This window comes from Kitasatospora sp. NPDC034023 (genome assembly GCF_055575795.1).
This window is the reverse complement of sequence record NZ_JBVIRY010000002.1, coordinates 462,103-477,872: the sequence shown is the minus strand read 5'-3', so window position 1 is coordinate 477,872 and position 15,770 is coordinate 462,103. Positions and strand designations below refer to the sequence as shown.

The following is a 15,770-nucleotide window of genomic DNA, read 5'->3' as shown; positions in this document are numbered from 1 at the left end:
CTCGGGGGCGCTCAGGACTCGAGCGCGGTGGGGGCGCCGAGGGCGACCTTCTCGGCGTTGCGGCGGGTCTTGGCCCAGCCGTTGCGTCCGAGCAGCAGCCGGACGGCGGCCCGGGCGGCGACCACGAAGAGGTGGTAGGCGTAGAGCCAGACCAGGACGCCCCAGAGCAGCCCGGTGAGCCGGCCGCGGTCGGGGTGGACGGCCTTGCGGTAGGCGAGGCCCCAGAACACCATCGGCAGCGTGGCGAGGACGAAGGCGAGCAGCATCCACGGCCCGAAGCGGAGCTGGAAGTCGGCGGTCTCGGCGGGGAAGAGCACCAGCCCGGCGGTGGTGATCGCGAGCGAGAGCGGGACCAGCAGCACCAGCAGCACGCAGACCACGGGCTGCAGGAAGGTGTACATCACCTCGGCCTTGCCGGACCAGGTGTAGTGCGGGGAGCGCAGCACCCGGCCGGTGTAGCGCAGGCACTGCATGTTTCCCTGGGCCCAGCGGGTGCGCTGGGTGAGGAAGCGGCGCGGCGAGACCAGGCCCTCCTGGGAGACCTGGGTCTCGGTGACGTGGGTGAGCCGCCAGCCGGCCAGACGCAGGTCCAGCCCGGACTCGTAGTCCTCCAGCAGCGCGCGCTCGGGCCAGGGGCGGCCGGCCCGGCCCTCCTCGGCGGTCAGCGAGTCGAGGGCGGTGAGCCGGACGAACTGGCCGTTGCCGCCGAGGCCGACGCTGCCGGTGCGGCGGCGCAGCAGCTGCATGCCGGCGTTGTTGGCCTGGAACTCGACGTCCTGCATCCGTACGAGCGCGCGGGCGAGGGCGTTGGCGGCGCGGCCGCGCCCGGGAAGCGGGTGTTCGTCGTCGGCGTTGCGCATCCGGACGCCGATCTGGACGGCGCCGGTGTCGGGGCGGCCGAGTGCCTTGTCGTTGCAGACCTGGGCGAGGGTGCCCGGGTCGAGTCGGCCGTCGGCGTCGACCACGCCGATCACCACGCGGGAGCGGTCGGTGCCCTCCGGCAGCCAGGCGGAGATCTCCCGGTAGGCGGCGTTGAGGGCGGCGCCCTTGCCGATCCGGGCGTGCGGGCGGCGGCGCTGGACGAGGTGGACGCGCGGGTCGCGGGCGGCCGCGGCGAGCACGAGGTCGCGGGTGGCGTCCTCGCTGTCGTCGTCGATCACCCACAGGTGGGCCTCGTGCGCACTGGTCCGCAGGCCGTCCAGGGTCTGGGTGACCACGGCCTCCTCGTCGCGGCAGGGGATCACCAGGTGCCAGCGGAAGGCGGCGGGGTCGCCGGGCTCGGCGGGCCGGTTGTGCCGGAAGGCGTGGCGGGAGCCGGCCCAGTACACGAGGAAGCGTCCGAAGACGAGCACCATGTAGCCCACGAGGGCCAGCGAGATCAGTCCGGCGACCCAGACGATGGCGTCCTGGCGCAGCGTGATCCAGTCGTGCAGGGCGTCGGGCATGGCGCGGTGCTCCTCGTAATCAAAGGCTGGCGGCTCCCGTTGGTTGCGAATCGATGCTTCATTGCGGGTCAAACTCGCTAAATGAATAGTAAAGGGATCAAACTGGTTGGTAGTGGCAAAGACGGGTCAAAGTGGCCGTTCTCACCCCGGCCCTCACCCTGTGAGGACGGCCCGCCACCGCTCCGTAGACTGTGGTCGTGAGCGACAAGGCCGACCCGAACCCGTACACCATCCGCCCCGCCGACAGCGGCACCGGCGACGCCCTGCGCGACGTGGAGACGGAACTCTCCCAGCGCTGGCCGGAGAACAAGCTGGAGCCCTCGCTCGACCGGATCGAGGCGCTGATGGACATCCTGGGCCAGCCCCAGCGGTCCTTCCCCTCCATCCACATCACCGGCACCAACGGCAAGACCTCCACCGCCCGGATGATCGAGCAGCTGCTCAACGGCTTCGAGCTGCGCACCGGCCGCTACACCAGCCCGCACGTGGAGTCCGTCACCGAGCGGATCAGCCTGGACGGCGCCCCCATCAGCCCGGAGCGCTTCGTCGAGGTCTACCGCGACATCGAGCCCTACGTGCAGATGGTCGACGCGGCGCAACCGGTGCCGATGTCCTTCTTCGAGGTGCTGACCGGCATGGCCTACGCCGCCTTCGCCGACGCCCCGGTGGACGTCGCCGTGGTCGAGGTCGGCATGGGCGGCTCCTGGGACGCCACCAACGTCATCGACTCCGCCGTCGCCGTGATCACCCCGATCGGCCTCGACCACACCGACAAGCTCGGCGAGACCACCGGCGAGATCGCCGTCGAGAAGTCCGGGATCATCAAGTCCGGTGCCGTCGCCGTCGTCGCCCAGCAGCAGCTGGACGCCGCCCAGATCATCCTGCGCCGCGCCGTCGAGGTGGACGCCACGGTCGCCCGCGAGGGCCTGGAGTTCGGCGTGATCCGCCGCGAACTCGCCGTCGGCGGCCAGCTGGTCACGCTGCGCGGACTCGGCGGCGAGGAGTACGAGGACATCTTCATCCCGCTGCACGGCGAGTACCAGGCGCACAACGCGGCGCTCGCCCTGGCCGCGGTCGAGGCCTTCTTCGGCGTCGGCGGCGCCCGCGGCGGACAGCTCGACGTCGACAAGATCCGCCACGCCTTCTCCGGCGTCTCCTCGCCGGGCCGCCTGGAGATCGTCCGCCGCAGCCCCACGATCGTCCTGGACGCCGCGCACAACCCGCACGGCGCCCGCGCCACCGTCGCCGCCCTCACCGAGTCCTTCGGCTTCACCCGGCTCGTCGGCGTGATCGGCACCTCCGGGGACAAGGACGTGGCCGGCGTGCTGGAGGCCTTCGAGCCGATCCTGGCCGAGGTCGTCATCACCCAGAACTCCACCCACCGCGCGATGGACGTCGACGCGCTCGCCGCCCTGGCCGTCGAGGTCTTCGGCGAGGACCGCGTCCAGGTCGAGCCCCGCCTCGACGACGCCATCGCCGCCGCCGTCACCCTCGCCGAGGAGGAGGGCGACCTCGGCGGCGCCGGCGTGCTGGTCACCGGATCGGTCATCACGGTGGGCGAGGCCCGCCTGCTGCTCGGGAGGAAGTGACATGAGGACGCTCTGCTCCTCGACCTTGATCGGCGAGGCACTCCTGGTCATGTTCGCGGCGCTGGTCGCGATGCGGCTCACCGACGTCTCCACCGGGGAGATCTGGACGGTCAGCGGCATCGCGATGGCCCTGTGCATCGCGCTCTGCGGCATGATCAACCGCCCCGGCGCGGTGCAGATCGGATGGGCGCTGCAGATCGGCCTGATCGCCAGCGGCTTCGTCCTGCCGACCATGTTCGGCCTCGGCGTGGTCTTCGCCGGCCTGTGGTGGTGCTCGGTGCACTACGGCCGCAAGGTGGACGCGTTCAAGGCCGCCCGCGCCGCCGCCACCGAGGCCGCCGCCGTACCCGCCTAGGGCCCCGGACCAGCGCACCGACACGCCGTGTACGCAAGGTAATCTCTGCCGTGTCGGCCCACTCGTCGACCCGACTGTCTGCCGAACCGAATCCCCAGGAGACGCACCGTGTCCCAGCGCACTCTCGTCCTGCTCAAGCCCGACGCCGTCCGCCGCGGCCTGGCCGGCGAGATCATCAGCCGCATCGAGCGCAAGGCCGGCTGGCGCTTCGCCGCGATCGAGCTGCGCACCTTCGACCGGGCGACGCTGGAGCAGCACTACGCGGAGCACGTCGGCCGCCCGTTCTACGAGCCGCTGCTGGAGTTCATGACCTCCGGCCCGTCGCTCGCGCTGATCGTCGAGGGCGAGGAGGTCGTGCGCGGCATCCGCATGCTGGCCGGCGCCACCAACCCGCTGGAAGCCGGGGCCGGCACCATCCGCGGCGACTACGCGACGATCACCCGCGAGAACCTGATCCACGCCTCCGACTCCCCGGAGTCCGCCGAGCGCGAGATCAAGATCTTCTTCCCGGCGCACGCCTGAGTCGGGCCGGGCGACAACGCCCGGAGGACCTTGGGACTGCCCCGGTCGGGACCATTGGCCCGGCCGGGGCATTCTTATCGTGAAATAGGGAACTGGGGGGGCCGACACGGCGTCCCAATCCTCGGAGAAGCGATCACGCTCCGGACAATGGACGGTATGCCCCACGTCGACGTCCGTACCGTGCGGCGTGACTACGATGGACGCGACTCAAGGGCCCGGTAAGGCAGCTCAGCTGGTCTCCGCCCAAGCGTGGGCGCACGCAGTCGTCCACCCCTCATGAACTCCGAGCCCGGGAAGGCACCCACACCCCATGGCGAGCAACCTGTCGTTCATCGGCCGCGACTTGGCGATCGACCTCGGAACTGCCAATACGCTGGTGTACGTCAGGGGCAAGGGCATCGTCCTGAACGAGCCGTCGGTCGTCGCCGTGAACACCAACACCGGCGGCATCCTCGCCGTCGGCGCCGAAGCCAAGAAGATGATCGGCCGCACCCCGGGCAACATCGTCGCCATCCGCCCGCTCAAGGACGGCGTGATCGCCGACTTCGAGATCACCGAGCGGATGCTGCGGTACTTCATCCTCAAGATCCACCGCCGCCGCTACCTCGCCCGCCCGCGCGTCGTCGTCTGCGTCCCCTCCGGCATCACCGGCGTCGAGCGCCGCGCCGTCATCGAGGCCTCCTCGCAGGCCGGCGCCCGCCAGGTGCACATCATCGAGGAGCCGATGGCCGCCGCCATCGGCGCCGGCCTGCCCGTCCACGAGCCCACCGGCAACATGGTCGTCGACATCGGCGGCGGCACCACCGAGGTCGCGGTGATCTCCCTCGGCGGCATCGTCACCGCCCAGTCCATCCGGGTGGCCGGCGACGAACTGGACAACGCGATCGTCCAGCACATCAAGAAGGAGTACTCGCTCCTCCTCGGCGAGCGCAGCGCCGAACAGATCAAGATGAGCATCGGCAGCGCCTTCGGCCTGGAAGGCGAGAAGGACGAGCACGCCGAGATCCGCGGCCGCGACCTGGTCAGCGGCCTGCCCAAGACCGTCGTCATCTCCGCCGCCGAGGTCCGCGAAGCCATCGACGAGCCGGTCAACTCGATCATCGACGCGGTCAAGACCACCCTCGACCAGTGCCCGCCCGAGCTGGCCGGCGACGTCATGGACCGCGGCATCGTGCTCACCGGCGGCGGCGCCCTGCTGCGCGGCCTCGACGAGCGGCTGCGCCGCGAGACCGGCATGCCGATCCACATCGCCGAGAACCCGCTCGACTCCGTCGCACTCGGCTCCGGCAAGTGCGTCGAGGAGTTCGAGGCGCTCCAGCAGGTACTCGACGCACAGCCGCGCCGTTAGCACCACAGCACAACATCCGACACGACTGAACGGGCCGCCGCCCGGGCCCCACAGCCCCGGGCGGCCGCCAGGTACGAAGGGGCAGTACCAGCACCGTGAGGGACACACGAGAGAGCCGGCTACTGCTCATCCTGCTGGTGGCCGTCGCCTTCGCGCTGATCACCGTCGACATCAAGGGCGGTGAGGACTCCCCGCTCGGCCCCGCCCGACACGCGGCCGCCGGCGTCCTCGGCCCGGTCGAGCGCGGCGCCGCCACCGTCGTCGACCCGGTCGCCAACACCGTCCGGGCCTTCCGGGACGCCGCCACCAACAACGGCCGCACCGACCAGCTCGCCCGCGAGAACACCGAACTTCGGCAGAAGCTCGCCTCCTCCGACATGGCCACCGGGCGCACCAAGCAACTCGACGACCTGCTGCGCACCGCCGGCGCCGGCGGCTACACCGTCAAGGCCGCCCAGGTCATCGCGATCGGCCCGGCCCAGGGCTTCTCCTGGACCATCACCATCGACGCCGGCAGCGACGACGGCCTCACCCGCGACATGACCGTGATCAACGGCCAGGGCCTGGTCGGCCGGATCACCACCGTCGGCCCGACCACCGCCACCGTGCTGCTCGCCTCCGACCCCGGCTTCTCGGCCGGCACCCGCCTGGAGGGCACCGGCGAGATCGGCTTCGCCTCCGGCGGCGGCGACAGCCCGATGAAGGTCTCCCTCCTCAACGGCAAGGCCCAGGTCAAGGCCGGCGACCGGCTGGTCACCTTCGGCTCGCAGAGCGGCCGCCCGTTCGTGCCCGGCGTCCCGGTCGGCAAGGTCACCGAGGTCCAGGCCAACGCGGGCCAGCTGACCAAGACCGTCCTGGTCGAGCCCTTCGTCCAGTTCACCCGGCTGGACCTGGTCGGCGTGGTGGTCGTGCCGCCGCGCGCCGACCCGCGCGACGCCGTCCTGCCGCCGGCCCCCGCCCCGGGCCAGGCCCCAGCCGCGCCCACCCCGGGACAAGCCCCCGCCGCCGCGCCCGCCAAGCCCACTGGGGGGAACTGAGCCATGCGCCTCGCCCGCATCCCCGTCTCCGCCGGCCTGATCCTGTTCGGCCTGATCCTCCAGGTCAGCGTCTTCGGCCGACTCCAGCTCCCGGGAGCCACCCCGGACATACTGCTGCTCGTCGTGGTCGGCCTCGCCATGGTCTACGGGCCCACCGGCGGCTGCCTGGTCGGCTTCGCGGCCGGCCTGCTGGCCGACGTCGCGCCGCCCTCCGACCACGCGATCGGCCGCTACGCGCTCGTGCTCTGCCTGATGGGCTACGCCGCCGGGCTGCTGCGCCCCGACCACGGCCGCCAGCGCTCCGTCGCGAGCTCGCTGCTGGTGGTGGGCGCCGCGGCCGTCGCCTCCACCCTGCTGTACGCCATGGTCGGCGCCCTGGTCGGCGACACCGCGGCCCGGCACGTCGGCCTCGTCGGCCTGGTGATCAGCGCCCTGCTGTACGACCTGCTGCTGGCGCCGTTCGTGGTGCCGCTGGTGATGCTGCTCGGCCGCCGCTTCGGGCGCGACCCGGTGACCGCCGCCGACGACGACCAGAGCGGCCCGGGCCTGGGCCTCGGCTCGCTGGCCCGCTACCGCACCACCCGCGAGGTCTCGTCCGGCCCGTCCTACAAGAAGCGGCGCGTGCCCGGCTTCGCCCGCCGCCCGTAGCCGGCCCGGCCCCCGACCTCCCGACTTCCCCGCATCCTGGAGCGCACGAGACGTGAGCAACATCCCCGAGACCGGCCGCACCCGGCGGGTGACGATCCGTCTGGTGGTGCTGCAGATCCTGGTGCTGTCGCTGCTCGCCACCCTCGGCGGGCGGCTGTGGTACCTGCAGATCCGCAACGCCAAGGAGTACACCGCCAAGGCGACCGGCAACCACATCCGCGAGGTGGTCGAGCCGGCCGTCCGCGGCGAGATCCTGGACGCCTCCGGGCGGATACTGGCCGGCAACGAGACCCGGCTGGTGGTCTCGGTCAGCCGCACCTCGCTGCTGCAGCAGAAGGACGGCGGCAAGGCGGTGCTGGCCCGGCTGGCCGAGGTGCTGGGGATGCCCGCCAAGGACGTGCAGGAGAAGGTCCGGCTCTGCGACGCCAAGACCCCGCAGCCCTGCTGGAACGGTTCGCCCTACCAGCCGATCCCGGTCACCAAGGAAGCGACCACCCAGCAGGCGATGCAGATAATGGAGCGCCGCGAGGACTTCCCCGGGATCACCGCGCAGCCCACCGCCGTGCGCCGCTACACCGGAGCCGAGGGCGCCAACCTGGCCCAGGTGCTCGGCTACCTCTCGCCGGTCACCGACGACGAGGTCAGCAAGACCGCCGACAAGAGCGGCCTGGACCGCTACCTGCCGGCCGACCAGATCGGCCGGGCCGGCCTGGAGTCGGTGTACGACCGCGACCTGCGCGGCACCGCCGGCATCACCAAGCTGGAGGTGGACAACCTCGGCCGGGTGATCGGCACCGCCGGTGCCGTCGCCCCGCAGACCGGCGACAACCTGGTCACCAGCATCGACGCCCGGGTGCAGAAGGTGGTCGAGGACAACCTGGCGCAGGCCATCGCGGACGCCCGGAACACCTTCGACAAGGTCACCAACCGCAACTACGAGGCCGACTCCGGCGCCGCCGTGGTGATGGACGTGCACACCGGGCGGATCATCGCCATGGCGAGCGCCCCGACCTACGACCCGAACCTCTGGGTCGGCGGCATCAGCGGCAAGGACTACCAGTCGCTGACCAGCAAGGAGTCCAACTTCCCGCTGCTGAACCGGGCCATACAGGGTCAGTCCGCCCCCGGTTCGACCTTCAAGGTCATCTCCACCACCGCCGCCGTGCAGGCCGGCTACTCGCTGGACGGCACCTACCCGTGCCCCAAGAGCATGACCATCGGCGGCCGCGAGTTCAAGAACTTCGAGAGCGAGAGCTTCGGCTCCATCACGCTGGAGAAGGCGCTGGAGGTCTCCTGCGACACCGTCTTCTACGGTCTGGCCAACGACCAGTGGCTGAAGGACGGCGGCATCAAGCCGAAGAAGGACCCGGGCGACTGGTTCTTCAAGACCGCCCACGAGTTCGGCCTCGGCGCCAAGACCGGCATCGACCTGCCGTCCGAGGTGACCGGCCGGGTGCCGGACCGGCAGTGGAAGCAGTCCTTCTACGACAACAACAAGGACGCCTGGTGCGCGCAGGCCAAGAAGGGCGGCAACAGCTTCTCCGACCAGATCGCCCGGGAGAACTGCGTCGACGGCTACCAGATGCGCGCCGGTGACGCCGTCAACTTCGCCATCGGCCAGGGCGACACCCTCGTCACCCCGGTCCAGATGGCCCGGATCTACTCGGCGCTGGCCAACGGCGGCACCTTCTACCGGCCGACCATCGCCAAGGCGGTGATAAGCCCGGGCGGGGATCTCGTCCGCGAGATCGCCCCGCAGGCGGACGCCAAGTTCCCCGGCGACCAGAAGCTGCTGAGCTACATCAACCAGGCCACCGAGGGCGTCGTCAAGAGCGGTACGGCCGCCTGGAAGTTCTCGCAGGCCGGCTGGCCGCAGGACAAGATCGCGCTGCACGCCAAGACCGGCACCGCCGAGGTCGAGGGCAAGCAGACCACCTCCTGGCTGGCCACGTACAGCAAGGACTACGCGATCATCATGACGATCAGCCAGGGCGGCACCGGCTCCGGCGGTTCCGGTGACTCCGTCCGCCGGATCTACCAGGCGCTGTACGGCGTGGACGACAAGGGCAACATCGACAACGGCAAGGCGCTGCTGCCCGTCCCGCAGGGCGAGCTGCCGAAGTTCAACCCGGACGGCACCGCGATCATCAAGCCGGCGTCCTACACCGGCGACCCGGCCCCGGTGTCGGCCCCGGTGTCGGCCCCGGTGTCGGCCTCTGCCGACCAGGTGGCGGAAGCTTCGGCCCTGGTGCCGGCCCCGGCTTCGGCTCCGGTGCCGCTCGACGCGGCGTCGGCGCAGGCGGACCCGGCCCCGGCAGCGGCCTTCCTCGACCAGGCACCGCCGACCGACCGTCCGGCGATCTACACCGCGGCCGACGCCGCGCTCGAACCCGGCCGAAGCCCGGGAAGGGGACGGGCATGACCTCCTACGGCTCCTACCGCCAGCTGCGGCTGGCCCCGCAGCGCCGCGGGGTCTCCAAGGCCCTCGCCAAGGACTCCCCGCTCTGGCGGCTGGACTGGATACTGCTGTTGGCCGCGCTGGCCCTCTCGGCCGGCAGCTCGCTGCTGGTCTGGTCGGCCACCCGCGGACGCGACTCGCTCACCCACGGGGACCCGCAGTACTTCCTGTACCGGCACCTGACCAACTTCGTGGTCGGGCTGGTGCTGTGCGCCGTGGTGATAGCGATAGGGAGTCGTCGCTTCCGCACGATCGTGCCGTTCCTGTACGTCGCCGTGATCCTGCTGCTGCTGGCGACGCTCAGCCCGCTGGGCTCGACCATCAACGGCGCGCACTCGTGGATCCAGCTCGGCGGCGGCTTCTCGATCCAGCCCGCCGAGTTCGCGAAGCTGGGGATCGTGCTGGCGATGGCGGTCGTGCTGGCGGACCAGGTGGACGCGGGGGAACGGGAGTTCCCCTCGCACCGGGCCGTGTTCCGCGGCCTGGTCTGGGCCGGGCTGCCGATGTGCATAGTGCTGCTGATGCCGGATGCCGGCTCGGTGATGGTGATGGCCGCGATCGTGCTGGGCATCCTGCTCGGCTCCGGCGCGGCGAACCGCTGGGTCCTCGGGCTGCTGGTGATGGGCGCCGCCGGATGCGTGGCGATCTGGAAGTTCGGCCTGCTGAGCAAGTACCAGATCGACCGCTTCGCCGCCTTCGCCAACCCGCAGCTGGACCCGAACGGCGTCGGCTACAACACCGCGCAGGCCCGCATCGCGATCGGCTCCGGCGGGCTGACCGGCAAGGGGCTGTTCCACGGGACGCAGACCACCGGGCAGTTCGTGCCGGAGCAGCAGACCGACTTCGTGTTCACCGTCGCCGGCGAGGAGCTGGGCTTCGTCGGGGCACTGGCGATCATCCTGCTGGTCGGCGTGGTGCTGTGGCGGGCCTGCCGGATCGCGCGGCAGGCGACCGACCTGTACGGCACGATCGTGTCGGCCGGGGTCATCGCCTGGCTGTCCTTCCAGGCCTTCGAGAACATAGGGATGTGCCTGGGCATCATGCCGGTCGCGGGCATCCCGCTGCCGTTCGTCTCGTACGGCGGGTCCTCGATGTTCGCGAACTGGATGGCCATCGGGCTGCTCCAGGCGGTTCGCAGCCAACGGCCGATAGCGGCCTGAGCAGTCGCAGCAGTCGCACCAGTCGCAGCAGTCCGAGGGGCCTGAGCGGGTGTGCGAAGGGGCCGGTCCGGGGAATCCCGGGCCGGCCCCTTCGCGTCCTCGCGGGTGAGCCGGACCAGCGCGTTGCCGACGACGCGTCAGGTCGACTGGAGCAGGCAGTCGGCGGCGGTGAGGACGGCCCGGGTCTGGTGGGCCAGCTGCTCCTGGACCGGCACCCAGCGGGCGCCGAAGCGGTGCCGCAGCCGCTCCAGGCTGTCGGTGACGACCGCGCGGGCGCGCTCCCGGGCGGCCTCCGCGCCCGGGCCCCGGGCGTCCGCGAGCAGCCGCAGCAGGATCGACGCGACCCGCAGCGGCAGACGGGCCGCCACCAGCCCGGCGGTGGTCACCCGCGAGGACGAGAGCGGCTCGGGGCACCAGCGCTCCAGCCACTCCTCGGCCACCCGCGGGGCCACCGCCAGGCTGAACTCGGCGGTGCGCACCAGCGAGCCGTACGCCTCGTGGCCGTGCGCGGGGACCCACGGGAGCAGGGCGGTGAGCTCCTCGGCGCGTGCGGTGAGGTCGCGGGCGGCGGCGGTCACGGCCCGCGCTCCGGCCGGGTGGGGGCGGGCGTCGCCGACCGCGTCCACGGCCCACATCGGGACCTCCAGGACGGCCGTGACCGCGCCGCGTCGGGCGGCGTAGGACCAGGTGGACAGCTCGGGCTCGTCCGGCAGCGCCCGGGAGACCCCGGAACTGCCCGGGGCGGGCATCAGGTACGTGCCGGGGGCGGGGCTGGCCCAGCCGATCGCGTCGTAGGAGTCCACGTCGAGCGGGAGGCCGGCCCGTTCGGCGGAGCGCGCGAAGCGCTCGGCCAGGCCCGGCACCGGGCCGGTGAGCTGGACGAACGCGCCGCCGAAGTCCACCCCGTGCAGCGAGCACTGCAGGAACGGGCGCAGCTCGTCGATCAGGCCGGTCAGCGCCACGCTCTCCGGCATCGGCGGGCGGCCGGAGCCGGGGGCGGGCAGCAGCTCGGGCTGCTCCTCGAAGGCGGGGCGGAAGAAGTGCTCGTAGTGGCGACGCATGGAGAGCGGGCCGTCCAGCCAGCCGGCGTTGAGCGCGGCGCCGTCCGGGTCGAGGCAGAGCAGGAGGTGCCAGGAGAGGCCGGGGCGGGCGGGGCGGTCCAGCAGCAGCTCCGCCAGCCGGACCGCCCCGGCGGTGCCGACCGGCTCGTTGGGGTGCGGGCCGCCGACCACGAGCACGGCGCGCGGGCCGCGGTCGACCGAGAGCAGCAGCAGCGGGCGCCCGGCCCGGGAGCGGCCCACCTCGCGCAGCCGGCAGCGGTCCGGATGGCGCAGGGCGAGCCGCCGGGCGGCGCACTCGGCCTGGGCCGGCGTGGGGTAGCGGGCCGGCCGGGCGTCGAGGGGTCGGAGGGGGCGGATCCGCCGACCGGTGTCGGTCATGGTTCTCCTTGCGCCGGTCGTACGGATCGTACGGCCGCCGGGGCGCGGACGCGGTGGTGCGCCGCCGGGCACGGAGCGCGGGCGGAGGACGGGGCACCGCGGGCCGGGGACGGCGGCCGGGCGGACACGGGACGGGCCTGGTGAGGGTGGACGGGGCCGTGTGCGGGGGCGGGAGAGGGCAGCGCCGGGGGGAACTCCGACGAGGGCCGAGCGTACGACCCAACTCCCTTGTCCGGAAGGGGCACAGGCCTCCTTGGCGGAGCCCCGTCAGTACCGCACGGGCCGTCCGGGCATGTCAACGGCGGACGGCGCCGGGCGGCGGGCGCGCACTGCGCGTACCGGGGCGGGTGCCGAACGGCCGGTCGCGCCGGGGCACGGAGGGCCCGTGCTCCGGGGCAGACCGGCCCGTCCCCGGATTGGGCTACCCTTGAGGGTCACCCCTCCCGTGCCGACTCGCGGCACCGAATCACGTCGTAAGGGTTCCTAGTACATGACTGTCGAATCGGTCTTCCCACGCCTGGAGGCCCTCCTCCCGCACGTCCAGAAGCCGATCCAGTACGTCGGCGGCGAGCTCAACTCGACCGTCAAGGACTGGGACGCCTGCGACGTCCGCTGGGCGCTGATGTACCCCGACGCCTACGAGGTCGGCCTGCCCAACCAGGGCGTCATGATCCTCTACGAGGTGCTGAACGAGCGCGAGGGCGTGCTCGCCGAGCGCACCTACAGCGTCTGGCCGGACCTCGAGGCGCTGATGCGCGAGCACGACGTCCCGCAGTTCACCGTCGACGCCCACCGCCCGGTGAAGGCCTTCGACGTGTTCGGCCTCTCGTTCTCCACCGAGCTCGGCTACACCAACATGCTGACCGCGCTCGACCTGGCCGGCATCCCGCTGGAGGCCAAGGACCGCACCGACGAGGACCCGATCGTCCTCGCCGGCGGCCACGCGGCCTTCAACCCGGAGCCGATCGCGGACTTCATCGACTGCGCGGTGGTCGGCGACGGCGAGCAGGCCGTCCTCGACATGACCGAGATCATCCGGGCCTGGAAGGCCGAGGGCCGCCCCGGCGGGCGCGACGAGGTGCTGCTGCGCCTCGCCCGCACCGGCGGGTTCTACGTGCCGAGGTTCTACGACGTGGAGTACCTGGCCGACGGCCGGATCGCCCGTGTCGTGCCGAACGCCCCCGGTGTGCCGTGGCGGGTGTCCAAGCACACCGTGATGGACCTGGACGAGTGGCCCTACCCCAAGCAGCCGCTCGTCCCGCTCGCGGAGACCGTGCACGAGCGGATGTCCGTGGAGATCTTCCGCGGCTGCACCCGCGGCTGCCGCTTCTGCCAGGCCGGCATGATCACGCGCCCCGTGCGGGAGCGAAGCATCACCGGCATCGGCGAGATGGTCGAGCGCGGACTGAAGGCGACCGGCTTCGAGGAGGTCGGCCTGCTGTCGCTGTCCAGCGCCGACCACACCGAGATCGGCGACATCGCCAAGGGCCTGGCGGACCGCTACACCGAGGACAAGATCGGCCTGTCGCTGCCGTCCACCCGCGTCGACGCCTTCAACATCGACCTCGCCAACGAGCTGTCCCGCAACGGACGCCGCTCGGGCCTCACCTTCGCCCCCGAGGGCGGCAGCGAGCGCATGCGCAAGGTGATCAACAAGATGGTGTCGGAGGAGGACCTGATCCGCACCGTCGCCACCGCCTACGGCAACGGCTGGCGCCAGGTGAAGCTGTACTTCATGTGCGGCCTGCCCACCGAGACCGACGAGGACGTGCTCCAGATCGGCGAGATGGCGAAGAACGTCATCCAGAAGGGCCGCGAGGTCACCGGCCAGAACGACATCCGCTGCACCGTCTCCATCGGCGGGTTCGTGCCCAAGCCGCACACCCCGTTCCAGTGGGCCCCGCAGCTGTCCGCCGAGGCCACCGACGCCCGCCTGGCCAAGCTGCGCGACTCGATCCGCGGCGACCGCAAGTACGGCAAGAACATCGGCTACCGCTACCACGACGGCAAGCCGGGCATCATCGAGGGCCTCCTGTCCCGCGGCGACCGCCGGATCGGCGCGGTCATCCGCGCGGTCTACGAGGACGGCGGCCGCTTCGACGGCTGGCGCGAGTACTTCTCGTACGACCGCTGGATGGCCTGCGCCGAGAAGGGCCTGGCCGGCACCGGCGTCGACGTCGACTGGTACACCACCCGCGAGCGCACCTACGAGGAGGTGCTGCCCTGGGACCACCTGGACAGCGGCCTCGACAAGGACTGGCTCTGGGAGGACTGGCAGGACGCACTGGAAGAGGTCGAGGTCGACGACTGCCGCTGGACGCCGTGCTTCGACTGCGGCGTGTGCCCGCAGATGGACACCCAGATCCAGATCGGCCCCACCGGCAAGAAGCTGCTGCCGCTGACGGTCGTCAACAAGTAGCCGTCGGTCGTCGGCGGGCGGTCGTCGGCGGGTGACGGTTACACCCTGGACCCCAGGCCGGAACCTTCCGGCCTGGGGTCTCGGGTATGCGGCTGACCAGGGGCGGAGCGAGCAGGTCGGCGGGGCGCGTACCCTTTGAGGTGACAGAGTCCGGACAGTGGCGGGAACACGCCACGCCGGACGGGGACAACTGACTAAGGACTGAGCGACCCTGGCACGCCGTACGCCCGACGGTCCGCCGCCCGCGCCGACGGTGCAGCGGATTCGTCTCCGCTACACCAAGCGCGGCCGGCTCCGCTTCACCAGCCACCGCGACTTCCAGCGCGCCTTCGAGCGCGCCCTGCGCCGGTCCGCCGTTCCGATGGCCTACTCGGCCGGCTTCACCCCGCACCCGAAGGTCTCCTACGCGAACGCGGCCCCGACCGGGGTGGCGAGCGAGGCGGAGTACCTGGAGATCGGCCTGGCCGCCTTCCGCGACCCCGAACAGCTGCGGGCGCAGCTGGACGAGTCACTGCCGACGGGCCTGGACGTGATCGACGCGGTCGAGGTGCGGACGCCGAACTTCGTGGAACGCCTGCAGGCCTCCGAGTGGCTGGTCCGGCTGGACGGCGTCGAGCCGGACGAGGCGGCCGGCGCGGTGGCGCGCTTCCTCGCCGAGGAGCGGGTCGAGGTCGAACGCCTCACCAAGAACGGCGTGCGGGTCTTCGACGCGCGCGGTGCGGTGGCGGCGCTCGAGATCGTCCCGTCCCAGGTCGACGGCGGTGCGGACACGGAGGCCGGAACCGACCTCGATGTTCGGACCGGCCGTCCCTGTGCGATACTGCGCCTGGTAGTACGACACGCCACACCCGCCGTACGACCTGACGACGTATTGTCCGGTCTCCGTGCGACGGCCGACCTGGCGCCGCCGGTCCCCGCAGAGGTGACCAGGCTGGCGCAGGGGCCGCTCGACGAGGGGACCGGCACGGTGACCGACCCGCTGGCGCTCGACCGCGCCGCGGCCCAGGCCGGCTCGGAGCCGGGCGCCGGGCCGCGCGCTACCGCGCCCGCCTAGCGGGCGGAGGCCGGGTCCAGTGACTCACTGGACCCGATGGTCCCTCCAGGGTTCCCGCGGCTCCCCAGGGGAGCGAGCGTCGTCGCAGCACAGGCCTTGCCACCCGGGGCCTGCCGGCCAGGACGGTCGGTGGGCCCGGGGCCCCGTCCGGGAGCCACCCGGGGTTGGGGGACGGCGCAGCTTGGGAAAACCTCAGAAGACTGGTCAGAACCAGAAGACTTTCGACACCCCGCCGAGCGTGGGGCGCCGAGCGAGACTACGAGCCCCTGTGCGGCCTCGCGTCCGCGCGGCGGCAC

The 15,770-nt window shown here is 72.0% G+C and carries 12 protein-coding genes; 10 read left to right on the top strand and 2 right to left on the bottom strand.

Annotation, left to right across the window (positions count from 1 at the left end):
* Window positions 1-11: 11 nt before the first annotated feature.
* Complete coding sequence (locus ACZ52R_RS05055) at window positions 12-1,445, bottom strand: glycosyltransferase family 2 protein (RefSeq protein ID WP_465620077.1); 1,434 nt, start codon at window positions 1,443-1,445, stop codon at window positions 12-14.
* A 197-nt stretch (window positions 1,446-1,642) separates the two neighbouring features.
* Between ACZ52R_RS05055 and folC the strand changes: the two genes are divergently transcribed.
* The 8 genes from folC to rodA all read left to right on the top strand — a co-directional run bounded on the left by folC (window position 1,643) and on the right by rodA (window position 10,562).
* A complete protein-coding gene (folC, locus tag ACZ52R_RS05050) occupies window positions 1,643-3,034 on the top strand; it encodes a bifunctional tetrahydrofolate synthase/dihydrofolate synthase (protein WP_465620079.1) in 1,392 nt (463 codons plus the stop codon).
* A gap of 1 nt (window position 3,035) precedes the next feature.
* Complete coding sequence (locus ACZ52R_RS05045; RefSeq protein ID WP_360504106.1) at window positions 3,036-3,389, top strand: DUF4233 domain-containing protein; 354 nt, start codon at window positions 3,036-3,038, stop codon at window positions 3,387-3,389.
* A 108-nt stretch (window positions 3,390-3,497) separates the two neighbouring features.
* Window positions 3,498-3,911, top strand: a complete 414-nt coding sequence (gene ndk, locus ACZ52R_RS05040; protein WP_360504108.1) for a nucleoside-diphosphate kinase — start codon at window positions 3,498-3,500, stop codon at window positions 3,909-3,911.
* Between the two features lie 322 nt (window positions 3,912-4,233).
* Window positions 4,234-5,259 (top strand): rod shape-determining protein, encoded by a 1,026-nt coding sequence (locus ACZ52R_RS05035; RefSeq protein ID WP_360504176.1) that lies wholly within the window; start codon window positions 4,234-4,236, stop codon window positions 5,257-5,259.
* Between the two features lie 95 nt (window positions 5,260-5,354).
* A complete protein-coding gene (gene mreC / locus ACZ52R_RS05030; protein ID WP_465620082.1) occupies window positions 5,355-6,296 on the top strand; it encodes a rod shape-determining protein MreC in 942 nt (313 codons plus the stop codon).
* A 3-nt stretch (window positions 6,297-6,299) separates the two neighbouring features.
* Entirely contained in the window at window positions 6,300-6,944 is a 645-nt protein-coding gene (gene mreD / locus ACZ52R_RS05025; RefSeq protein WP_360504112.1) for a rod shape-determining protein MreD, read from the top strand.
* Between the two features lie 52 nt (window positions 6,945-6,996).
* The gene (gene mrdA, locus ACZ52R_RS05020; protein ID WP_465620084.1) at window positions 6,997-9,366 is read left to right on the top strand and encodes a penicillin-binding protein 2; all 2,370 of its coding nucleotides are present in this window, start codon (window positions 6,997-6,999) and stop codon (window positions 9,364-9,366) included.
* Window positions 9,363-10,562: a rod shape-determining protein RodA gene (rodA, locus tag ACZ52R_RS05015; RefSeq protein WP_360504116.1), complete on the top strand. Its 1,200-nt coding sequence runs from the start codon at window positions 9,363-9,365 to the stop codon at window positions 10,560-10,562. The genes mrdA and rodA overlap by 4 nt, the downstream gene beginning before the upstream one ends.
* 137 nt (window positions 10,563-10,699) lie before the next feature.
* Here the strand turns inward: rodA and ACZ52R_RS05010 are convergent, their stop codons facing one another.
* Window positions 10,700-12,001 (bottom strand): M14 family zinc carboxypeptidase, encoded by a 1,302-nt coding sequence (locus ACZ52R_RS05010; protein WP_465620086.1) that lies wholly within the window; start codon window positions 11,999-12,001, stop codon window positions 10,700-10,702.
* A 490-nt stretch (window positions 12,002-12,491) separates the two neighbouring features.
* Here ACZ52R_RS05010 and ACZ52R_RS05005 point away from each other — a divergent pair, with 490 nt between their 5' ends.
* Both ACZ52R_RS05005 and ACZ52R_RS05000 read left to right on the top strand, forming a co-directional pair.
* The gene (locus ACZ52R_RS05005) at window positions 12,492-14,420 is read left to right on the top strand and encodes a TIGR03960 family B12-binding radical SAM protein (protein ID WP_465620088.1); all 1,929 of its coding nucleotides are present in this window, start codon (window positions 12,492-12,494) and stop codon (window positions 14,418-14,420) included.
* Between the two features lie 253 nt (window positions 14,421-14,673).
* Window positions 14,674-15,474: a TIGR03936 family radical SAM-associated protein gene (locus tag ACZ52R_RS05000; RefSeq protein ID WP_360504154.1), complete on the top strand. Its 801-nt coding sequence runs from the start codon at window positions 14,674-14,676 to the stop codon at window positions 15,472-15,474.
* Window positions 15,475-15,770: the final 296 nt, after the last annotated feature.